The sequence below is a fragment of the Jatrophihabitans sp. YIM 134969 genome (assembly GCF_054456675.1).
On sequence record NZ_JBTJEQ010000022.1, the window covers coordinates 22,985 to 43,955 of the forward strand.

Annotated in this window: 21 protein-coding genes; 12 read left to right on the plus strand and 9 right to left on the minus strand. The window is 68.6% G+C overall.

Going from position 1 to position 20,971, the window contains the following annotated elements; genetic code table 11:
* Positions 1–183: 183 nt before the first annotated feature.
* On the minus strand, positions 184–1,068 hold the full coding sequence (locus ACXR2U_RS13110) for a phytanoyl-CoA dioxygenase family protein (protein WP_458825493.1): 885 nt from the start codon (positions 1,066–1,068) through the stop codon (positions 184–186).
* A 51-nt stretch (positions 1,069–1,119) separates the two neighbouring features.
* Between ACXR2U_RS13110 and ACXR2U_RS13115 the strand changes: the two genes are divergently transcribed.
* The gene (locus ACXR2U_RS13115) at positions 1,120–2,316 is read left to right on the plus strand and encodes a LacI family DNA-binding transcriptional regulator (protein ID WP_458825494.1); all 1,197 of its coding nucleotides are present in this window, start codon (positions 1,120–1,122) and stop codon (positions 2,314–2,316) included.
* On the opposite strand, the gene ACXR2U_RS13120 is transcribed toward ACXR2U_RS13115, so the two are convergent.
* Entirely contained in the window at positions 2,209–2,994 is a 786-nt protein-coding gene (locus tag ACXR2U_RS13120; protein ID WP_458825495.1) for a maleylpyruvate isomerase family mycothiol-dependent enzyme, read from the minus strand. The two genes, ACXR2U_RS13115 and ACXR2U_RS13120, sit on opposite strands and share 108 nt — an antisense overlap.
* A gap of 206 nt (positions 2,995–3,200) precedes the next feature.
* On the opposite strand from ACXR2U_RS13120, the gene ACXR2U_RS13125 reads away from it, so the two are divergent.
* A complete protein-coding gene (locus ACXR2U_RS13125; protein WP_458825496.1) occupies positions 3,201–3,920 on the plus strand; it encodes a hypothetical protein in 720 nt (239 codons plus the stop codon).
* Between the two features lie 708 nt (positions 3,921–4,628).
* Here ACXR2U_RS13125 and ACXR2U_RS13130 read toward each other — a convergent pair.
* Positions 4,629–5,030 carry a hypothetical protein gene (locus tag ACXR2U_RS13130; protein ID WP_458825497.1) on the minus strand — a complete coding sequence of 134 codons (402 nt, stop codon included), beginning with the start codon at positions 5,028–5,030 and terminating at the stop codon, positions 4,629–4,631.
* A 231-nt stretch (positions 5,031–5,261) separates the two neighbouring features.
* Here ACXR2U_RS13130 and ACXR2U_RS13135 point away from each other — a divergent pair, with 231 nt between their 5' ends.
* From ACXR2U_RS13135 to ACXR2U_RS13145, 3 genes are all read left to right on the plus strand, one after another.
* Positions 5,262–5,438 carry a hypothetical protein gene (locus tag ACXR2U_RS13135; protein ID WP_458825498.1) on the plus strand — a complete coding sequence of 59 codons (177 nt, stop codon included), beginning with the start codon at positions 5,262–5,264 and terminating at the stop codon, positions 5,436–5,438.
* On the plus strand, positions 5,435–6,502 hold the full coding sequence (locus ACXR2U_RS13140) for a hypothetical protein (protein ID WP_458825499.1): 1,068 nt from the start codon (positions 5,435–5,437) through the stop codon (positions 6,500–6,502). The genes ACXR2U_RS13135 and ACXR2U_RS13140 overlap by 4 nt, the downstream gene beginning before the upstream one ends.
* A 316-nt stretch (positions 6,503–6,818) precedes the next feature.
* Entirely contained in the window at positions 6,819–7,589 is a 771-nt protein-coding gene (locus ACXR2U_RS13145; protein WP_458825500.1) for a hypothetical protein, read from the plus strand.
* Positions 7,590–7,775: 186 nt separating this feature from the next.
* On the opposite strand, the gene ACXR2U_RS13150 is transcribed toward ACXR2U_RS13145, so the two are convergent.
* Entirely contained in the window at positions 7,776–8,309 is a 534-nt protein-coding gene (locus ACXR2U_RS13150; RefSeq protein ID WP_458825501.1) for a hypothetical protein, read from the minus strand.
* A 266-nt stretch (positions 8,310–8,575) separates the two neighbouring features.
* On the opposite strand from ACXR2U_RS13150, the gene ACXR2U_RS13155 reads away from it, so the two are divergent.
* From ACXR2U_RS13155 to ACXR2U_RS13180, 6 genes are all read left to right on the plus strand, one after another.
* Complete coding sequence (locus tag ACXR2U_RS13155; protein WP_458825502.1) at positions 8,576–9,232, plus strand: hypothetical protein; 657 nt, start codon at positions 8,576–8,578, stop codon at positions 9,230–9,232.
* 332 nt (positions 9,233–9,564) lie between these two features.
* Positions 9,565–10,119 carry an RNA polymerase sigma factor gene (locus ACXR2U_RS13160; RefSeq protein WP_458825503.1) on the plus strand — a complete coding sequence of 185 codons (555 nt, stop codon included), beginning with the start codon at positions 9,565–9,567 and terminating at the stop codon, positions 10,117–10,119.
* 173 nt (positions 10,120–10,292) lie between these two features.
* On the plus strand, positions 10,293–10,838 hold the full coding sequence (locus ACXR2U_RS13165) for a hypothetical protein (RefSeq protein ID WP_458825504.1): 546 nt from the start codon (positions 10,293–10,295) through the stop codon (positions 10,836–10,838).
* Between the two features lie 210 nt (positions 10,839–11,048).
* Positions 11,049–11,216: a hypothetical protein gene (locus ACXR2U_RS13170; protein ID WP_458825505.1), complete on the plus strand. Its 168-nt coding sequence runs from the start codon at positions 11,049–11,051 to the stop codon at positions 11,214–11,216.
* A gap of 342 nt (positions 11,217–11,558) precedes the next feature.
* Positions 11,559–12,023 (plus strand): DUF4279 domain-containing protein, encoded by a 465-nt coding sequence (locus ACXR2U_RS13175; RefSeq protein WP_458825506.1) that lies wholly within the window; start codon positions 11,559–11,561, stop codon positions 12,021–12,023.
* 253 nt (positions 12,024–12,276) lie between these two features.
* On the plus strand, positions 12,277–12,681 hold the full coding sequence (locus ACXR2U_RS13180; RefSeq protein ID WP_458825507.1) for an SMI1/KNR4 family protein: 405 nt from the start codon (positions 12,277–12,279) through the stop codon (positions 12,679–12,681).
* 157 nt (positions 12,682–12,838) lie between these two features.
* Here the strand turns inward: ACXR2U_RS13180 and ACXR2U_RS13185 are convergent, their stop codons facing one another.
* From ACXR2U_RS13185 to ACXR2U_RS13200, 4 genes are all read right to left on the minus strand, one after another.
* Entirely contained in the window at positions 12,839–13,258 is a 420-nt protein-coding gene (locus ACXR2U_RS13185) for an Imm7 family immunity protein (protein WP_458825508.1), read from the minus strand.
* Positions 13,259–13,690: 432 nt separating this feature from the next.
* Positions 13,691–14,779 carry an endonuclease/exonuclease/phosphatase family protein gene (locus ACXR2U_RS13190; RefSeq protein ID WP_458825509.1) on the minus strand — a complete coding sequence of 363 codons (1,089 nt, stop codon included), beginning with the start codon at positions 14,777–14,779 and terminating at the stop codon, positions 13,691–13,693.
* Complete coding sequence (locus ACXR2U_RS13195) at positions 14,776–15,393, minus strand: hypothetical protein (RefSeq protein WP_458825510.1); 618 nt, start codon at positions 15,391–15,393, stop codon at positions 14,776–14,778. The genes ACXR2U_RS13190 and ACXR2U_RS13195 overlap by 4 nt, the downstream gene beginning before the upstream one ends.
* Positions 15,390–16,400, minus strand: coding sequence for a hypothetical protein (locus ACXR2U_RS13200; RefSeq protein WP_458825511.1), 1,011 nt, complete (start codon positions 16,398–16,400; stop codon positions 15,390–15,392). The genes ACXR2U_RS13195 and ACXR2U_RS13200 overlap by 4 nt, the downstream gene beginning before the upstream one ends.
* A gap of 1,625 nt (positions 16,401–18,025) precedes the next feature.
* Here ACXR2U_RS13200 and ACXR2U_RS13205 point away from each other — a divergent pair.
* Positions 18,026–19,042, plus strand: coding sequence for a hypothetical protein (locus ACXR2U_RS13205; protein WP_458825512.1), 1,017 nt, complete (start codon positions 18,026–18,028; stop codon positions 19,040–19,042).
* A 375-nt stretch (positions 19,043–19,417) separates the two neighbouring features.
* Here the strand turns inward: ACXR2U_RS13205 and ACXR2U_RS13210 are convergent, their stop codons facing one another.
* Positions 19,418–20,959: an MFS transporter gene (locus tag ACXR2U_RS13210; protein WP_458825542.1), complete on the minus strand. Its 1,542-nt coding sequence runs from the start codon at positions 20,957–20,959 to the stop codon at positions 19,418–19,420.
* Positions 20,960–20,971 lie beyond the last annotated feature (12 nt).

A 20,971-nucleotide genomic window follows, 5' to 3' on the forward strand; every position in this document is an offset into this window, starting at 1 on the left:
CACCGCGCAGACAACGGGCTCACCCGATGGGAGCAACGTCGCCCGAGCCGGGTCCGGACCGACACGGACCAGCGTCGCGAACGACTCGTTGGACAAGAGGTGCGACGTCGGCCAACCCGGAGATGCGCAGTGCCTGTCGACACCCTCGTGTCGTGCGACGACGCTCACGGCTGCGCCGAGCGGTCAGGCCTCGCCCATCACCAGGCCCTCGATGGTGTGCTTCTGGGTGATCGGGGTCAGCCGGTCGACGACCGGGCAGGCGAGGTGCCGGCGCACAGCGTCGGGAAGCGTCTCCCACCAGTCGCGGGTGACGGCCATGTCGTGGCGCTCGAAGTTGGTGCCGTCCGGGCCGTCCATCCCCACCACGAGCACGGGACGCCGCTTCGGTGACACGTGCCGGGTTCCGCGGTGCAGCGTGAGGGCGGTGCGGGCGGAGATGTCGCCGCGCTGCGGGTACCGCCGGACCGCGCGTTCCTCGTAGCGGGGGTACAGCGACGCCGGCGGGAACATGCCGTGCTCGAAGGTCTCGCCGTCGTCCCACTGCGTCCCGGGCGCGATCTCGAACGGACCCATGTCGTCCTCGGTGTCGACCGCCGTGATGTTGAAGTGCAGCGACGTGAGCCGCCGCTCGCGGTGCGCCTCGTCGGGCATCGCGAAGTCGCGGTGCCAGGGCTGGTTCATCGCGCCGGGACCTGGGACGTCGAAGCCGACCTCGGTGACGGTCCACTCCGGGCCGAGCACCGCCTCGGTCGCGGCGACGACCCACGGGTGGGTGACGATGTCGACGAAGCCGCGCAGGGCCTGCGGGTGGATCTCGACGTAGTACCGGTTCGGGCCACGACCCACCGCCCCGCCGGGGCGTGCCATCGCCTCGGCGAACGCGGCGTCGACGTCCTCGGCCAGGTTGTCGACCCACCCGCGCTCGAACGCGCCCGTGCGGCCGATGATGCCGTCGGTGTGGATCGCGCGACGGATCTCGTCGCGGTCGATGTCGTCGCCGACGGGAGTGACGGCAGGGCTGGTGTGCGCTTCGGTGGAGGTCACGGGCTCAGTATTGCCACGTTGCATGCAACGTGGCAACAGGGCTCTTCCCGCCCCGGACTGGAAGGATCGGGCCCCGTGACCGTCAGCCTGCGTGCCGTCGCCGCTCGGGCGGGTGTGTCGGTGCGGACCGTGTCGAACGTGGTGAGCGGCGCGCCCCACGTGGCGCCCGCGACCCGCGCGTCGGTGCAGGCCGTGCTCGACGAACTCGGGTACCGCCCCAACCTGGCCGCCCGGCAGTTGCGGCGCGGTCGTACCGGCGCGGTCGGCCTGGTGGTTCCGGAGGTGCACTCGCCGTACTTCGGGCAGCTGGCCTCCGTCGTCGTGCGCCTCGCCGAAGCCCGCGGTCTGACGGTGCTCATCGATCAGACGGAGGGCGACCCGGAGCGGGAACGGCGCCTGCTCGGGGGGTCGTCGGGCTTCGCCGTGGACGGCATGATCCTGTCCCCCTGGTCGCTCGACGTCGACGAGATCGCGCGCCGGACCGGTGCCCTGCCGCTGGTCCTGCTGGGCGAGCGCGGCGGTGGGTCGACGGTCGACCACGTCGGCTTCGACAACGTCGCGGCGGCACGGGAGGCGACGGCGCACCTGCTGGCGCTCGGCCGGCACCGGGTCGCAGCGGTCGGGGTGCAGCCGCACCGCACGAACGACACCGGCCGGCAGCGACTGGAGGGCTACCACGCGGCCCTGCGCGACGCCGGTCGCACCGCCGACCCGCGGCTCGAGGTCGCGGTGGAGTCGCTGCACCGTGCGGACGGCGTGGTGGCCATGCGCTCGCTCCTCGCGGGGTCGGTCGTGCCCGACGCGGTGTTCTGTTTCACCGACGAACTCGCGCTCGGCGCTGTCCGAGTGCTGGCCGACCACGGGTTGCGGGTGCCGGACGACGTCGCGGTGGTCGGGTTCGACGACATCGAGGACGGCCGGTTCAGCGTGCCGACGCTGACGACCGTCGCCCCGGACAAGGAGCAGATCGCCGCCGGCTGCCTCGACCTCCTGGCCGAGCGGCTCCGCGATCCCGCAGGCCCCGCCCGCGAGGTCGTCACCGGCTTCCGCCTGGAGGTCCGGGAGAGTTCCGGGGGACGACGCGAGACGGTCACGGTCGATGGACCGGAGGTGGTGACCGGAGCAGATCGGCGAGGTCGGTCAGGGCGGCGTCCAGGTCGCCGCTCAGAACCCCGGGAAGACCGTGCGCACCGCCTCGAGCGTGGTGTTACCGGTGACAGTGACAGTGCTCGGGGTGTGCGTGGGATCCAAGCGGCCGGTGAGCAGCCGTAACGCGGCGTCCGGCCCACCGGTGAACGTCGCAGTGGTGGCCGTGGGCGCGGCAACCAGGGCCACGGTGTCGGTCGCCACGAGGGTGAGACCGGTCCCGGCCACCTCCAGCGACACCGGCTCGGCGAGCGCCTCGGCCGTGCCCAGCAACCCCAGCAGGAAAGCCATCCCGCCGCTGAGGTGCTCCAGCACCACGGTCGCCGAGTCGGGCGCGACCGTCGCGTGCGGGTCGAGGGCCACGCGGACGTCCCAGGCGTGCAGCGTCAGCTCGTCGAGGCGCATCCCGGCGAACGTCGTCATCGTGATCGGCTCCGGCAGGCGCCGGAACGGCAGCCTCACGTTGTCTCGCTGATCGGCGTCCAGGGCCTCGAAGCGAGAAACGAGTGCGGCATCCGCGGCGACGAAGCCATCTGCCTGGTCACGCGGCGACATCGCGTTCCAGCGGTCCCACACCGACTGGTTGAACCCGTCCGGCGCTGCGCCACCCCGGAGGGTCGCCTCCATGCCTGCAAGCGTGATCTGCGCGCCGCTGCCCAGGTGCGACAGCACGTCGGCGACCGACCACCGCGACGCGCCCGAGGGCTCGGTCAGCTGGTCGTCGTCGAGGCGACCCACCACCTCGACCAGGGCATCGTGCTCCACGCGCATCGCCTCGATGGTGCGGTCCGCGAGAGTGGTCACGGAGCCGACCCTGCCAGACGCCGACGGACGCCCCCGAGGTCGGCTCGCGCGTTGCAGCCCCCCACGCCACCGTGCGACCGCCACACCACGCCGAAGCCCTCCGACAACAGGCGCAGCTGATGATGATGATCGGGTTGTGAGGTCTACTGATGGCACGAGTCCACCACCGTCGGATCCGCGCTGAGGTGCGGTCGGAGAAGCGAGTCATGGAAGCCGTGGAGCACGACGTCAGCCAGTACTTCCAGACAGCGAAAGTCAACTGCGGGTACACCGCACTGGCCATGCAGCTGTCGTACCACGGATCAGTCCTCACTCCCGAGGACATCTCCCGGTCGGCTCCGCGGGCCGTGGTGGACGGCGTGGAACTGCCCGGCAGCCTCGCGACCCAACTCGCGACCTGGGCCGTCGGACAGGGGTTCCGAGCTCACCTCACGACTTTCGACTTCCTGATCGTCGACCTCTCGTGGGCCTCGCTCGACCGTGCATCGTTGATCTCCCGCCTCACCGCGGTGCGAGACACCCGTGACGTGCCCTCACTCGGCCCGGCACTGTCGCGTGCCTACGTCGACGCGTACGTGCAGTACCTGGATGCCGGCGGCGAGCTGTCGATCGCTCCGCACGTGAGCGCGGGAAGCCTGTACGAGAAGCTGCGTCGCGGTCCCCTCGGCGTGAGCGTGTGCACGGCTCCGCTGTACGGCCACGGGCGGATGTCCGAGGCGCTGCCCGGTCGCGAGGTCGCCGACGATGTCCACGGAACCATCGGAACCCACAGCGTCGTGATCATCGGGAACACCACGTCCGGCGACTTCCGCCTCGCCGACCCGTGGCGCGGCCGGACGCAGGTGTCAGCGGATGCCCTGATCTGCGCGATGGCTGCCGCCGAGATCGAGTGCGATGCCCTCTGCATCGAGTTCGACCGGCGGTAGGCCACGCGCCGTCCAGCCATCGTGGTGGCCGATCCGTGCACGGAAGTGGTCCGTGCGTCAGGGCACGGCGGTGACCACGCCTTGAGCCGGCGGGCCTCGACCCTGCCGGTGCGCGGCGTGAGCCTGATACGCCACGCGTCGCCCGGGGTCGTCGAACCTGGCCAGCCGCGACTGACGATTCCCCTACCGGTGATCAGGACGCGGTACTGGCCGGCGGGAACACCGATCTCGGTGACACCCATGGTGGGACTGTCGTACCGAAGCCCGTTGTCGTCGACGTCGATCGAGGCCTCGAAGGCCTCGTCCCACGCGTCCAGGTCGTCAGGCATCGGAGCCGACACCACCTCGACTCGCAGCGTCATCTCGACGTTGTTCTGATGCGGCACGACGACGGTCACCAGCGATCCGTCCTGGGCGATCCCGGACTCCATGGCCCGGTCCAGCAGAGCCGCCTCGTCGACCTCGTCATCCCATTCGCCCGCCCAGATCTGGAATTGGCCGTAGTCGAGCCCCACAACGCCGTCCCACTCGAACTCGACACCACCGTCACGTCCGGCCGACGACGCCTTCTCCGGCGATCGCATCGGGGCCCCAGCCTGCTCAACGCCGGAACCGGGCTCGTCGCGTCGGTCCCACCCCTCGGCCAGCGCCAACGGGTTCGCCGGCCAGAACTGCATCAGGAACCGCTGCTGCTCCCCCACGGGAGGATCAGCGACGTAGAGCCAGAAGAACCTGTTCTCCCCGGGCAGGTTCAGGCTCCCCGGGCAGGTTCAGGCCGACCTCGCCAGGGGCGCCGCTCCGGTCGACAGTGCAGCTCACCCGCATGCCGGGGAAGATCTCGGCTCCGCTGACCGTCGACTGCCATCCGGGAAGTTCCCACGACGGCTCACCGTCCAGCAGTTGCAGGGTGAACAGCGGCCTGTCACGGGAGACGGGCACTCTGACGAAGCCCGGTCCGACGCGCACCGAGCGCCCGGGGTCGCACGCGGATTCGGAGTTGTACTCAGCCAGGACATGCCGCGCTCGTGGCGGCCGCGTCCACCCGACGACGGACACCGTCCCATCCACGGGCACCAGCGACTCGTCGCTCACCTCGCGCACGGTTCGCACGCGCGGAACGTAACAGCCCGCTGCAGGCCCGTCGCTGCGGTGCGACCTACGCCTGCCGAGCGCATCGTCCAGGCAGGCGCCACTGGTCGGTCGGTCAGTGTGGCGACGCCGGGCGGAGCGGACACGGCAAGCGCCTCCATCGAAGGCGTGTCATGCTCCGCCCGTCGAGTACCTCGAGGCGTGGTCACGTGAACGGGTGTGCGCATGATTCGGATGAACCACGGTCGCCCGATGGCACACGTGGCGGTGGCGGCAGTCGCGTTGGTCGGCTCGTTGCTGCCCTCGGCAACCGCCGCCGCGAGCACGGTCGACGTCCCGACCGGGCACGTCGTCATCTTCGGTGAAGGGCCGGACTGCACCATCGAGGTCGACGTGACCGGGTTCGTTCGGGAGAGCGACTCGCGGTGACATGGCACCGGCCCGCTGGTGACAAACTGCTGGGTCACCTCAAGGCGAACAGCACCGGCGGTTGGTCCTCGGCCGGCGGTCAGCCCATCTCGACTCCGGCCACCGCGCCGGTGGGTCCGTTCCGCGGCGCCATCACCGGCGAGACCTCGGGACGAGTCCTGCAATGGGCGGGAGAGGTCACCGCGCCCACGGCAGAGCTCTTCACGAGCCCGTTCGGGGTAGGGGGAGATCAACTGGAGCTGGTCGTGACCGGGTTCGGCCGCCGTACATCGGACCCCATCGACGTCACGATCGACGGTGTACTGCAGGACTTCCGGCCCGTCTCCAACCTCAACCCGCTCACCGCGTACCTGTCCGTGCCGGCCCTGCTCCTGCCGGGCCAGCACCGGTACCAGCTCACGCAACACAGCACGCCGACACGGACAGCGGGCTTCGACTACACCATCGTCACGCCGACCCTCCGGGTTCGTGGTGGACCGCAGGGCAGCGCCGTGCGGCTGCAGGCGTTGCTGGCCGACTTCCCGGGCGACGACCGGGTCACCGTTGCTCTCACCGATGCCACCGGCCGCGTGTTCACCACGCCTGAGCGCGACCCTCAGACCGCCGACGCCCTGTTCACCGCATCGCCCGTGGCGCCCGGGCCCGCGCGGTTGACGGCGACCAGCGCCGCCAACGGTGTCACCGTCGCGGTGCCGCTGCAGATCTGGCCGGCCACCGCGCGCTCCGCATCCACACTCTCGACTGGGCAGTCGCTGGTGAGCGCCCAGGGTCGTTACGCCCTCACCCTGCAGTCCGATGGGAACCTCGTGCTGCGCGGCCCGTACGACTCGGTTCCCGCAACGGGGATCACGCCGCCCGCGGTGTGGAACAGCCGGACCGGCGGACACCCCGGCGCCAAGCTGAGTGTGCAGACCGACGGCAACGTCGTCCTGCGCGACCGCGGCGGCAAAGCCCTGTGGGTCACCAACACCGTCGGCGCCGGAGCCGTGGCACTTGCGGTCACCGACCAGCCCAACCTGACCCTCCGCACATCCACGGGCCGCCTCGTCTGGAAGGCCCGCTGACCGCACGTCTCGTGCACGGACACCCAGCTGAAAGGCCAGCCGCTGGCGGCGCTCTCGACGCCGTGCGAAAGGGGTCGGCTGCCGCAGTGTCCCGGTGGCGAAGCGCCGCCCTGACAGTCGGAGTTGCGCCCGGCGCGACACTGACCGGGTGGAGTGGTCGTCCCGGGTCGATCCGGGTGGGTGGATCGCGCCGCGACTGGCCGCGTTCGGTAGCGGAGGTGCATCGGTCGTACCAAGCGGATTCGAGCGGTACGCGCGGCTGTTCCACCCTGCCGGCAGTGACAGGCCGCAGGACGCCGGTTCACCGTGGTCGGTCGTGGCGGCGTGGGCCGGCACCACACTGACGGCGGCTTCGACATGGTTGGAGCTGGCACTGCCCGAGCGCAGGCCTGAAGCCTGCTTGCCGTGGGATGGGAACGGCCCCGACATCGGCGCGTATCCCTCCGCGACGTCAGCCGCGTTGGTGCAGGCACTGACGGACCACACGTCCGACCCCGGCGACGTGTGGGCCGGCTGGCGGGAAGGGTGGGGCGACCTCGCGGTGACTTCCGACGTCCCTCGGCTGCACCACCCGGCCCGTGCCTACGCGCTGCGCCACGGGACGCTGACCGGCACGTCGCGGATCGCAGGCGATCCGCCGTGGCTGTCGCGGCCACCGAACCTGTGGTGGCCGACGGACCGCAGCTGGTGCGTCGCGACGGAGATCGACGCCGACTGCACCTACATCGGCGGCAGCGCCTCACTCGTCACCAGCCTCCTCGCCCACCCCGACCTCGAGGCCGCACAGGTCGATCCCGCCGCATCATCACCCGCACTGACCTCGCCGGCCTGGCTCGCTGAAGTACTCACCCACGCTCAGACCCGCCTGCACGACAGCGGCACCGCCGTCCTCGAGCTGTCCAGGGGGGCGATCACAGCGAACTTGAGCATTCGACGCCGCGGCCGCGCCGGGGAGCTGACCACCAGCAGCGTCGACGACCGCGGAGGAAGGCGCGGCAGCACCTCGACACTGCGCGCCTCAGAAGCGGACCTCGACACCCAGGTATCGGCCGCGCTGCTCTGGGCCGTGTACGAACTGACCATCTGACGCCGTCGCCGAGGGCGACACCACACAGGACCATCCTGCGTCGGCAGCCCACCGAGAGATCCGCTGCTGCGAGGTCGGGTCTGTCGGCGTCCTCGAAGGCGTTCGGAACGGTTCCTCGGTTGAGGGGATCGCATCGTGACACCGGGCGACCGCGGTCTGGCTGGTCCACGACACACGCACGGTCGGCTAGCGCAACGTCAGTACTCGACCGGCTCGGGCGAGGTCTGGCGGCTCATCGTCGATGGCCGTGCCGACCGGACCGTACGTGGTGGCGTCGATGATCAGTTGAGCGTGGCTACCGGTAGGGGCGGCCGTCACCGAGAAGCAGGTGTCACAGACGTATCGGGTGGGGCCGGAGATGTCCACCAGCCAGACGCGGGCGGTGTCGACCGGCGCCGAGGTCCCGGAATCCAGCACGGCGTCAGCGACGGTCCGCGTCGTGAGGACAGCCGCGACGTGGGCGGCGGTCCCCTGGTACGTGGTCGCCCTGCTGTCTGCAATCGCCAGCAGTCTTGCCGCCACCAGGTCAGTTGGTGTCTGGCGTGTCTCCGACGCCGGCACCGGCTGCGTGGACGCGGTGGACAGCGGTGCAGCAGCGGTGTGCCTGACCGACGCGCCCGCGCAACCGCACACGAGCAGACACATCACAGCACCGACGGCCAGACCTGGAGATCTGACGACGGGACAACTCGCGAGGGCCGGGAACAGCCTGCGGATCATCGACGGCCCCGCTCCCGCTCAGCCACGGCGATCACGGATGGAGTGTCGGGGTCCGGTGGGATCGCTGTCCAGGGCTTCGAGGTCAGCTGGGTGGGTGCGGAGCTGCAGACCGGCACGTCCAGAGAGGGCCTTGTGTCGCAGACGTCGATCCCCTGCTGCAAGACCAGAGGCGTCGGCACGCTGAACGGTGCGCGGAAGGGATTCCCTGTGAGACGCCTGCGTTGGAGGCACTAAAGCCCAGCAGTGTCTCGGGCAGAATCGAGCCCGTGGAGATCAGAGACGCCGGCATGAGTCGGGAGGAGGCATCGCAGCTCGCTGACCAGGTTCGTGAGACAACCGGACTGGACGACATCGAAGTGGGTGCCCAGGACGGCTTCTACGTCGTCCACGTCGTCACCGTGTCGCCTGGCGCGCGCAACGTGTTCACGCTCCACGACGAGAACGACTGGGACTGGCTTCGCCCGCGAATTGTTGGCCTAGAAGATCCCTCAGGCGCAGCTGTCCGAACCACGGCCGACGGACTGACACCCGAGACGCTCGCGGATTTGCCCGACGATGGCGGTGGGCGGGCCGAGCTGATCAAGGGCCTTGTCGGACCCGGGGGGGCTGACCAAGCGTGCCGACGCGCGCTGGAGGCCGGCGCGGTACGTAGTACGAGCACGGAGCGAGTGGCCGTTGCAGAGCTGGTCACGATCTACGGCCGTCGGATGAGGCATCTGCACGACCGGGGCATCCCGATGATTGGGTCCGAGACGGCGATTGCTCGGCTGAAAGCATCGGGGTGCGTGGAGGTTCGTTTGGCCCGGATCCATTCTGTTGAGTTCGACTTCGTGGTGTTCTTGGACGACGTCGCTGGAGTCGTCTCGAGCTTAGGCGTGGCGGCATCGACTGCTACTCCGGGCGTAGCTTGGCCCGGCTCCTGATCCGGGGCGATCAGGTCGTCCGCACTGCTGCGACTTGCCGGGCGGAGGGTGCGCCCGTGCGTGAGGGCACGACGCCCGCCGGCGGACGGCGCGTCCCCGTGCACCCGTTCCCGCGAGGATCGGCTGCCGCGACAGTCACGCAGTCAGTGACCCCGACGGTGAGCGGAAAGGACCCATTCCTGCTGCAGCCGGCGACGCCTGCAACCCGCGGCACCAGTTACTCGGTGGCCTCGGTCCGGACTGCGCGGGTCCGACCTGGGGGCCGGGTGGTCGCTGGCCCGGCCGGCGCGGTGGCGTTGTAACGAAACGCTCGGTGCAGGGAGTATCCACTCGTGGGCCGAAGTGACGTGGATGCCAGGGCGTCGTTCGAGGCGCTCTACCGCGCCCACCACGCCGCGGTGTGGGCCTACGCCCGACGACGCGTCGGCCCGGGCCACGACTGCGACGACGTGACCACCGAGGTGTTCGCTGCGGCATGGCGCCACCGCGACGACCTCAACCGGATCGACCTGCCGTGGCTGCTACGCGCGGCCCACAACGAGGTGCTGCACGAATACCGGTCGAGTGGACGGCGAGACCGGTTGGCCTCGCGCCTCGACGCGCTGCAGCCGCCACCCGCCGTCGACCCGATCGAGCGGATAGCCGACGACATGGACACCGCCACCGCTGTGTCCGTGGCAATGGCCCAACTCATCGACGGTGACCAAGAACTGCTACGCCTGCTCGTGTGGGAGCAACTGCGGCCCCGCGAGATCGCCACCGTGGTCGGTTGCTCACCTACCGCGGCCCGGGTCCGCATCCACCGTGCGAGCCGCCGCCTCGCAGATCTGTTGAACACACCAGCACCCGAGGTGCCGTCCCCCGAGCCACTCAGGAGGGTCCCGTGAACCGCAGACAAGCCCTCACCCTGCTCGCGCAGGCCGACCCGATGACAGCTGTCGAACCACCCGTCCAAGACCACGGCGAGACGGCTGAGCGGATCACCGGCCGGGCGCCGGGAGCGGCCGAGGAGATCACCACGGTCATACCTGCGAGGCGCCGCCGCACGATCGCTGGACCGGTGCTGGCCACCGTCGTCGCAGCAGTGCTGATCGTCGTGGTCGGGGGTGTCCTGCTGGCCGTTCGACAGCAACAGAAGCCGGCCAAAGGGGTGACAACCGATGCAACAGCTGACGTCATCGAGTTCCCTGTCGACGCGGACAACGTCCTGACCCGCGACGTCATCGTCTTCAGTGTCGACCTCCGCGTTCCCGGACCAGACCAACGAGGCGACTTGACGGCCGCACAAGCTCTTGAGGCCTGCCGCACCCAAGGTGTGGGCTGCGACCCGCTACCCGAACCGCTCTCGATCGCCTTGGCGTCGGCGACGTCGGACACACCCGCCAAGATCAACCCCGACGGCACCTGGGCCAAGGAGAACGACAACCGCCTCGTCTGGGCGATCATCTGGCGCTCCGATTGTTTCGACGTCGGCGGCCCCGGGCTCCAGGTCTCCGGAGCTCCACCCACGCCACCCGCCGTCACCCACTGCGACAACCTCGTACTCATCGACGCACACACCGGCGCCTTGGCAATTGACACGTCGGGCTCAAATCCCGGCCGCTGAATTCCGCCGCTGCGTCGCGACGACGTACACGCTGACCAGAGGGGCAGCAGGCGACTGCTCGGCTGCGTCGAGGTGGAGAACGCGGTAAGTGCAACGCGCCGCCGATGCGCATGGAGGGATTGTGAACCGTAACGACGGCCAGCCCGCGGGCCACCAGGTACCCGTAGGCTTCGATCCGTGTCTTGGCGAGGCGCTTTTCAGAACATCGGCATGGCCCTGATCTTCTCCTCTGCGCTGCTCTTGCTGTTGAAGTACATGCCGCTGCCCGACGACGAGAAGCGCCGACCGTCCATGGTTCGGCTGCGTGGCGCCCGACTTGGCCTCCTTGGCGTCTACTTCGCGGTCGGGGCGGTTCTTGTCGGCGTCAGCTACCTGTAGCGGGCTGTCCCCAAGTCGCCCAGCCAATCTCAGCTCGCCGCATTGGCGGAACTTTCCGATGGCCCGGTCGGACAAGCACGAGGTCGGCGACGCCGACAGGGCCGACGGTCGCCCTGCGGGGCGTCCACTGCGACCACGGGCAGCCCCACCCCCGTCGTGTGGCAAGGGATCCGCCGCTGCGAGGTTGAGGCAGCCATGACCGTCGGTGGCGTGCGGAACGGATCCCGATCTGCGAAAGTTCACCACCTGGAGCACTCTCGCTACGTCCGAAAGGTCCGTCACTGGCGCCTCTCGCCCAGTCGACGAGCGAGTTGGGGCGCGGCGCCGGTAGCGTGCCGCGCGATGAAGATCAGTCAGTACGTGTACCTGTGCATCTACAGCCAGACCATCGATGCAGAACAGATCACGGACGCCTTGGGAGTTGCCCCAGACGCCGTCAAGATGCGGGGCAGCCGAACAGCTCAACCACCGCGACCTCTCGAACACAGTTGGCAGATTGAGTGCCGAGACGCTGGCATGGCGATTGATGATCAGGTGGAAGCGCTGCTAGACCGCATCACGCCTGTGGTTGCCAAGCTCCGCGCCCTCGTTGACGAGTCCGATGTCTCCGTAGGTCTGCAGATGGTCCGCTCCTTTGATGATGAAGGTGGCGAAGACGAGCTGCTTCCCGAGATCAAGACCGAGGATGGACGCCACCTAGTGAAGCTGTCCGGTCAGCATCAGCCTCTTGGCTGGGTGCTCAAACCCGAACAGATTCAGCTGCTCGGCTCCGTGGGCGCCTGGATCTCCGCCGATGAGTACGCCTGAGCCCACCCGCACTGACGCACCACACCGACCGCCAGCCGCTGCCACCCGTCACAACGACGATCCGGTAAAGCGATGTCACCGCCGTCGGTACTCCCGGCGGCGGCTGGATGGGTTCGGCTACTGCGACGGACAGCCACACGCGACCTCAGATGTCACCTAGTCGTGCAGCGGATCCCGACGCCGCCTAAGTCCCGGCCGCGTGCGGAAGGTATCGCCCGGCGGGTGGACACGGTCGATGTGACAACCTGGTCGCGTGCCGCTTATCCGGGCCAACTTGCTCCTCAGGTCCTACGGCACGCGCGCCGGCGTCGCACCTCACGACCTCGCTGAGGTCGAGAACACCCTAGGTGTAAAACTGTCGCAGTCGGTCCGTGAGCTGTATGAGTTCAGCGATGGTCTGTACGACTCCCTCGGCTACCCGTGGATCTGGCCGGTGGCGGACCTGGTGGCGGAGGACCGTCGGCTCCGCGACACAACGCCTTTCGATCGGTCGTTCGTCGGCATCGGAGGAGACGGCGCCGGCGCCGTGTTCTGCGTGCGCAGCGCGCCGAGCTCGCCGGTGCACTGCTGGTACCCGATCGAGATGGAGACCCGGCAGCTCGCAGACGACCTCAACGCCTTCCTGCTGGGCTGGGCGGACGGGGCGATCACTACCTGAGCCGCGACCTCTCCCGATCAGGACGGGCAAGAGCGACGGTCACTTCGACGTTCACGCCCCCTGCCGGAGTCGACCTGTTGCAGCGTCTCAAAGCTGACGGCCCCGTCCTCCCCCGCAGGATCATTCGGGTCAACGTCGACGCTGAGTCTTGGCATGGTCAACGCAGGTCGACGTCTTCGACTCGCCCAAGATGCGGGGTCAGAGCCGACTCGACCTCGCGGGTGACGCGACCCCGCAGCATGACCCAACGCTGCCAGGGCTGCGTGATGAAGTTGTGGTCCAATGCATGTAAGACGCCGTACGAGCCGGGCGCGGCGACGGCGACGGCGACGGCGACGGCGACGGCGCGGAAGAAGTTGATGGCGGGCTCGTGACGATGATTGTGGTTACCGGCAAGCCAGAGATGCAGCTCACCGTTCGCGTTCCGGAGGTCGAAGACCTCATTGCGGTCGCCGGCGAAGGTCTCGACCATCGCTCGTACCTCAGCCTCCGCGCGTCGCTGCGCGGCGTCGACCGCGTCGTCGTCGTCACTCGCGGCGCCCGCTCGGATGGTCGCCCAGCCATGCCACTCGAACACCCGGATACGGTCTCACCCTGAAACGCCCGGAACATAGTCAACGGCGGGATTTGCATGAACGAGACGAAGCCGCACAGGCGGATCCGCTGCTGACAGATGGACATTGTCAGCGCCTCCGACGCCGCGTGGAACAGAACCTTCGCTGCGCGTCCGGCTGTGTCGAGCCGCACGAGAGTGTGCGGAACAACTGGTCGTCTGCAGCAGCGGTGAAGACTCGGTTGAGCAGCTGATCTGGTTAGTTGGGCTGGCCGGTGACCTCGAGTCTTGGAGTCGGACGGACGCTCGTCGGTGTACAGGCGCGTCGGGCTTACCGACACGGACTTCGACACCTGTTTGTGGGCTGGGCCTAGCGTCGCGGCTGTGGCCACGCGGGTCGACAACGGCGCCTTGTCGGCACCCATGTACCCCCGAAGCGGATCAAGCTGAGCTAGCTCAGTCCGGCACTGAGATCGTGCATGTCACCGGCAGGTGGTCAGAGATTCCGAGACGTGACCGCGGGTCGTATGGACGCGGAACTCCGCGCTCGGAGCACCAGCGTACGTCGTGCGCTCCGACTGAAACAGTCCGCGGCGCCACGAGGCGCACCGAACCGGGAACGAACCTGACTCCGGCGCCGGCGACCATCCCCGGTGAGTACAACACCTGATCGAGCAGATACCAGTCGGCGTTCCAGTACACGCTGCCGGGAGGTTCGCCGGCGAGCAGTGGCCAGCACGGGTTCACCAACGGGAACTGCTTCGACAGGTACTGGTCTACTGAACCCTCTGTCAACGACGCCAGGGCATCCAGCGCCGCGGTGGCACGGCGGGGGTCGCGCACGCCGTTGACCACCTGGGCGATGCTCGTGTCGTAAGGCGAGTCGTTGAAGTCGCCCATGAGCAGTACCGGTGTGGCGGCGCGGGCCTCGAGCTGCTGCGCATCGGGCAGCCGCCGCACGCCGTCGACATCGCGGAGTCGGCTGTACTCCACACGAGGCAGCCCGTCGACGAGGCGCCGGCACCAATCACCGGCTGCGATCCGAAGCGCCTCAGAGTTCGACATCATCCGCGATGGCCAGTGGCAGGCAATGACGTCGAGTGGGAAGCCGGAACGCGTGCCCAACTGAACGTGGTAGATGTCTCGAGTCGTGAACCTGTTGCTGATGTTGTAGGCCGTGGCGCCGCGCACCTGTGGGAACACCTCCGGGTCGACGAGCAGCACTACGTCGGCCCCCTCGAATCCTTCGGCGTCGCTCCGCACAACCTGCATTCCCAGGTCCGCGACGCGGTTTATTCGTTCGGCTAGGTCGTCGTCGGCCACCTCGGCCAGGCCGATGATTGCTGGGCGACCGGAGCCCGCGACCGCGCGCAGCGTCGCCGCGGTCCGCGCGAGCTTCTCGGCGAACGTGGTCCGCGTCCAGCCATCGTCACTCGTCGCCTGCAACGTGTTCGACAAGTTCGACCGGTTCGGTCGCAGCAACCGCTGGACGTTCCACCAGATGACCTGGTGATCGGTCGGCCCCCGTTGTCGACGTCTGGTCACGCCGCGATGGGCTGGTTCACGTAGCCCGCGAATTTGCGTTCGGTGTAGGGCGCGCCTTTGCGGAGCTTCAGTGTCTCGTCCCCGGAATCGTTGGTGACGTCACCCCAGTGGTAGGTGTACTTCTCGTAATCCTGCTGGGTCCGGACCTTGTAACGCGCGTACACCTGTTGACCATCGGCGCCACCGATGTCGTTTTGGTAGGTGAAAGTAGTGGTGTCCGTGTGCGAGCTACCGTCCTGGCCGCCGTACGAACCGCCGATCTCGCCGCCTACCTTGATTCCGCCGACCTCTTTGGTCCCGGAGATTTTCGGGTAGACGACCCAGGATCGGCCAGTCGACCAAGTTTGCGCCCTGCTTGCGCTCCCCCCTCGTGGCACGGTAGCGACCCACTGCAGTTCCTCGGTGTCACCGACGGTGTCGGTACCGCCCCCGTCGTCGGTGACATCAACCTGGGCGGTACTCAGGTTGCAACCACAGTTGTAGTGGACCGGAAATGGGACGCTGGTCCACCGCCACCCGCCGTCGAAACCTTGACACTCCTCGCAGGCGCCCGCCTCGGCCTCGAACTCCTGGTAGTCACGGGCCGGCAGTGCATCAACGTAGGTGTCGGTCACTTTCCGCTCCTCTTCTGGGCTCCTGCTCGTTCGCGGTACCGCCGTACAGCGAGAACCACCTCGGCGTCCGCAGCCTGGAGCTTGAAGTCGGGGGTTACCGCGAGGACGTCGCCCACCTTCGACCCGCTCGGGATGAGCCGCGCGGGAGACTCCACAACGGAGTCGACGACCAGGTCACCGGCGCGGCTGTGCACCGCTGAAATTAGGACGCTTCTGTCTGCTCCCATTTGCTCGATTAGCAACAGGGAGCCGACACTCAGGCCTCGTACACTCGCAACACCAACTCGCACGACGTTCCGCGCCGGAGCAACGACAGCTCCCGCGGCCCTTTTCACGTCATCCAGCTTGGCCACGACGGCCCGATCGTTGATCATCAACGTCTGCACCTGCACGGGGTTGGTCGTGCCGGCCATCACGGTGAGAGTGCACCAGCCGGAACCCACGCGGAGGGCGAACAGTGCAACGTTTCCCCGTGACAGACTCGGTCCGAGCAACCTCCCTGATCGATCCGCACCAATGGTCCAACTCGTCGTCGCGCCCGAGCCGGCCGGGCCCGCGACGAACAGTTGCACGCCGGTCTCGGGTCCGTCTGCGCCCTGGGGCAGGAGCAGGACTTCAAACATGGTCATTGCTCTCGCGGCCAATCTCTGCAGCTCTTCGCACGCGCGACGGGTTGGCGCTGGCCTAAGCGCGGCGAGAGCGGCGACGACGGTGCCGGCTGGAGCGGCCACGAGATCTGCGTAATCTGCGAAGCCGGCCGCGACAAGCGCCGCCGCGCCCTTCTCGCCGAGGTCGCCTAGCATCACGAACCAGCACTGCGAGAGGATGCTCGAAGACTCGGCTGCCAATGCTGGGACGGCAGAGCTGATGCGTGAGGGGGCATCCGTGCCGGCGGCTACGACCTCTTCGACGCTGCCAAGTCCGAACGCGGTGAGGCGCGCTGCCTGGCTACGACCGACGCCGTCAATCGACCCGATGAAGCGCAACTTGGTCCTGGAGACAGGCATGCTACCCACCTATTTAGGGGCGTGAATACTTGGTAACTGAAGATTCCGCTCTGCCTCGAGACGTTGTCAATCAGGCGTGCCCTATCGGGCCATTCATAAAATGACAACGGCGTCCAAGCCTTGAACCTCTTCTGCGTGATGTTTGGAAAGGGAAAGCGACGCGTAAGGCCGTAGTTCCTGACCGGTCCTTAATTGACGCACGCATGCGTGCGGACAGCCCCAGCCCCAGCGCCACCGTCATCAGCAGCCCGACCCGCTGGGCCTGACGCGCCAGCGGGTCTTCCGCTGCCTGTCCGGCCGCGCCGAGCCGCCCGAGCGTGTGCGGAACAGGTGGTCGTCCGCAACAGCAGCGGAGCCTTGCGCAAATCGGATCCGCGTGTGGGACGCACCCGGGTGGCCACTGCCCGAAGCTGTAGCGGAGCTCGGCGTTGATCAACCGGTTGAGCCGCTTGCACATGTGGCCGTGAGCGCCGCGTCTCGCGGCGGGGCCTCCATGAGCAAGGTCCACTGCAGGTCGGTGCCGCCGTCGGAGCTGAGCGGCAAGTCGAAGTGGACGCGCGCGTCAGGGCGCCGAGTCCAGATCGAGGACCATGTAACCGCGCCGGGTTTGATCACTACCACCTCCGGCCGCACCTCATCGTGGAGCAGAGTGAGCTGCGGTCGAGCGGGATCATGGTCCGGCTCGGCGAGAGCTACGAGAACCACATGCGGTGGTGCGGGCTGCCGACGCCTCCGCCGTCCGATCTCCTCCACCAAGCGAGGCTATGACCGCGGCCCAGAGGGATAGAACGCGCTCGCGACTCGCCCTTCCGGCGTGCAGTTGCGCATCCACTACTGCGAGGCCGCGGTCGCCGGCCCCCCGACGGCGTGCGGAAGCTTCCCCTGCAGACAGCGATCGTCCTCCAGCGAGACGTCGCAGCGGATGTGTCGACGACGGGCGGAAGGATGTCCTACGGTCGCGGTGTGCGAGTGGGTCCCGAGCTCGGTCGGCAACTGGTCGCTGCGGTTCGCCGGGCCGAGGGGCGTGTCTTAAGTGACGACCTGGCCGCCGAGTTGGGACGATTGCTCACAGACGCACTCTTGGCTGGTGCGACGGAGCGGGAGCTTCTTGAGCTGGTGGGTGACCGGGTCGATGTCGGGCGGCTGCTGACGCAGGAGCGTTTTGCCCGCGACACCGAGGAGGCACCAAGGTCGTGCTCGGTGCGTGAGGCCGCCGACCAGTTGTCGCTGCCAGAGGACGTGATCCAAGGCTGGGTGGAGGCAGATGCGATCCCTTCGTGGGGTGTGGACCGGTCGACGGAAAGGGTCATCACCCAAGCGACAGTCGACTCTCTCCGTGCCCGACCCCGAGATCGCCCGCCGTCCTGATCCAGTTGAACCCGGTTGATCCCGCCTGCCCGGCTACATCATCAACTGGGCCGTGCCGCTCTTCGGTTGACCGTGTACGGCGCGCCCGCGGGCCTGTCATCGTTGCGCTGGACGGACTAAAAACTGCACCCTGACTCGACGGCTGGGCCGCTCTCGCGGCGGCCGGCGGCCCAGATGAGGATCCCCGCCGAGTCTGGTTCACTTCTCGCGGTCTCGCCACCGCGGCACCAGGTCGTGGCGGGCGATAGGTTCGGCGCGTGGGGATTGTTCGTGAAATGTTGGTCGACTCGCTCGTGCCCGTTGATGGGACGGTGACGATTGTCGGATGGACCCGGCCGCCTCGCGCCCGGCTCGTGTTGGCTGAGTACCGCGACGGCGACCGGGACGTGCCCGTCGGACCGGGTTTCATCCGGGTTCACGTCGCCGGTGACCGGTCGGTGTTCACCCTGCAGCTGTTTGACGACGATCCTGGATGGGACGTGGTCGGCTGGCGAGAGATGCTCGGCGGCAGCGGAACCTTCCCCGGGATGCGGCTGAGCTGCACCGTCGACCGGAACGGCGCTCCCGGCCCGCTCGGTCTGAACCTGCCGGAGGAGAACATGCAATTCCGGCTTTACACCGCGGTTCCCCCCGACTCCGAGCAGCAGCGGTTCCTACTGCACTGCTGGCCCGCGAACCCGCTGGCGTTGGTTGAGGGGTGGGAGCTGATCGACGAGCCCGGTTCAGGCGATACCGCGCGGACGGTCGTGACGCGACCGCCCGCGCCGGTGGCATCACCCGGGCGTGACGAGGGTATCGAGTTCGAATGGGACGGCGTTGTGGGGCTCGACTACGGCCAGTTCCAGATCTGGGCGGGTGAGTGGGACGACGAGACCGACGAGGCGGCCCTGTTGGAACGGGCCTTGGAGTCCGGGATCGCGCGGGACCGCTCACTGCTGACCGTCGTCGTGCCGCATCAGAACAATTTCGAGATGCCGCTGCGGGTGGAGGTGCTGGCGGCTCCGGTGCCGGACGACTTGGACGCGTGGGACGAGGCCTTTGAAGCGTCCATCGAGGTCGACGACAACGGTCTGCGGTACGACAGTCCGACCATGGGTGTCACTGAGATCGCCGTTCCCGCCGGCCGGTACCGGGCGCTGATCACCGGGGCAGGGATTGTCGCTCGTGGTTGGCCGGGCTCGACGACCCCCGGCGACTCGTGGCGCATCAGGTTGACACCGGTCACCGGCAACGTTCAGGCTCGTCGGCTCAAGGCATGGACCCCACCACGTTGACGCGCCTCGGGTCTGCGCCCGGTTCAGTTGACCCCACGTGCACCCGGCCGCGCGTCCGAGCCGACTCAGATGACGAACGTTCAGCGCACACCTTCGCAGCTGCGGTCCGCTCCGTGCGACAGCCGATGGAGCGCGGGGCGCAGGAAATCCGGGGCCTGTGGGGGCGTCGCAGACACCCCGTCCGTTCAGAAGTCGCGCTGAGGTCCGACATACGAACTGGTCGCGCGGGCGCGGGCGCGTGCGCCCCGTGCAGCGGTCGGCCACCGGGAGGCGTGACGCGCACCCACTCCCCCGCACGAACCGGTCGTCAGCTCGACCGATGTGCATCGGAAGAGCCGAGCGGGGCGGCGCCGCCCGGTGGGCGGCGCCGCCACCTCAGCAGCTGACGCAGTCCGCCGCAGCTGTCGCCTCGACCGGCCGCAGGTCGCCGGTGGGGTCAACGGGGACCTCGGTCGCCGCACGTCGACGGTCGACCACGATCCGCACCAGCGTGAACAGCAGACCGGCGCCGGCGACGGCGGCGACCACGGTGACGGCCGTCGTCATGCCGTCGAGCAGCTGGCCCGGACGTGAGTTGTCACCGGTGCCGAGCACGGCGGTGATCGCGGCGAGGACCACGGCACCACCGATCTGGATGCTCGTGTTGACCAAGCCGGACGCGAGACCCTGCTCGCTGTCCTGCACCCCGGCCGTGGCCTGCGCGTTGACGGCCGGGAAGGTGAGCGCGAACCCGACGCCGAGCAGCAACATGGTCGGCAGCAGGAAGTTCCAGTACGACATGGACGGGTCGACCCGCAGGAACAGCACGTACCCCACCACGAACGCGCCGAGCCCGCCGAGGATGAGCCGCGCGGAGTCGACACGGGCGAGCACCCGGTCCATGCGGGTCGCGCTCGCGATCACCAGCAGGCCCGCCGGCAGGAACGCCAGCGCCATGGACAGCGGCGACCACCCCAGCGAGTTCTGCAGGTACAGCGTGGCGATGAACTGGAACGAGACGTACGCGCCGAACATGGCGGCGCCGGCGAGGTTCGCGTGCACCAGCGACGCCGAACGCAGGATTCCCAGTCGCAGCAGCGGACTCGCGTGGCGTCGCTCGATGACGACGAAAGCCACGGCGAGCGCGACGACCAGCGCCAGCGACACCACGGTCTGCGGGTCGGCCCACCCGACACGCGGAGCCTCGACGACGGCGAACACCAGCAACAGGAGGGCGACGGTGCTGGTGAAGGCACCGGCGAGGTCGAAGTGCGCGAGGCGGAACGACGGCCGGGCGTGGACCGGGATGACCCGGAACCCGACGACCAACAGCGCGAGCGCGATCGGGCCGGGGAGCGCGAAGGTGGCCCGCCAGCCGAGTTCGGTGAGCAGGCCGCCGAAGATCAGTCCGGAGCTGAACCCGCTGGCGCCGCAGACGGTGTAGATGCTGAACGCGCGGTTGCGCGCGGGTCCCTCCGCGAACGTCGTGGTGATGATCGAGAGCCCGGCGGGGACGGTGAACGCCGCGGCGGCGCCCTTGACGAACCGCAGGGCCACGATCGCGTCGGGCGCGCTGAGGAACGCGCTGACCACGGAGGCGACGCCGAAGACGCCGACGGCGGCGAGGAACACCGGGCGCCGGCCGATGAGGTCGGCGGCACGGCCACCGAGCAGCAGCAGACCGCCGTAGCCCAGCACGTAGCCGCTGACGATCCACTGCAGGGCCGACGAGCTCATGTGCAGGTCGGCGCCGATCGAGGGCAGGGCCACGCCCACCATCGAGATGTCGAGGCCGTCGAGGAACAGGGCGCCACACAGGACGACGAGCAGGCCCCACACGGCGGGGGTCCACGCGGTACCGCGGACGGTGGAAGGAGTACGACGCGCCCGGGCGGTCCCGGGATCGGTGTCGAGGTCGAGTGATGTCACGCAGAGCATCATATGCATGTG

Excerpts from the sequence above, each read along its gene's own strand:
- ACXR2U_RS13110 (WP_458825493.1), bottom strand. The coding sequence starts at position 1,068 with ATGCAACGTGGCAATACTGAGCCCGTGACCTCCACCGAAGCGCACACC.
- ACXR2U_RS13125 (WP_458825496.1), top strand. The coding sequence starts at position 3,201 with ATGGAAGCCGTGGAGCACGACGTCAGCCAGTACTTCCAGACAGCGAAA.
- ACXR2U_RS13135 (WP_458825498.1), top strand. The coding sequence starts at position 5,262 with ATGGCACACGTGGCGGTGGCGGCAGTCGCGTTGGTCGGCTCGTTGCTG.
- ACXR2U_RS13150 (WP_458825501.1), bottom strand. The coding sequence starts at position 8,309 with ATGATCCGCAGGCTGTTCCCGGCCCTCGCGAGTTGTCCCGTCGTCAGA.
- ACXR2U_RS13170 (WP_458825505.1), top strand. The coding sequence starts at position 11,049 with ATGGCCCTGATCTTCTCCTCTGCGCTGCTCTTGCTGTTGAAGTACATG.
- ACXR2U_RS13175 (WP_458825506.1), top strand. The coding sequence starts at position 11,559 with ATGAAGATCAGTCAGTACGTGTACCTGTGCATCTACAGCCAGACCATC.
- ACXR2U_RS13200 (WP_458825511.1), bottom strand. The coding sequence starts at position 16,400 with ATGCCTGTCTCCAGGACCAAGTTGCGCTTCATCGGGTCGATTGACGGC.
- ACXR2U_RS13210 (WP_458825542.1), bottom strand. The coding sequence starts at position 20,959 with ATGCTCTGCGTGACATCACTCGACCTCGACACCGATCCCGGGACCGCC.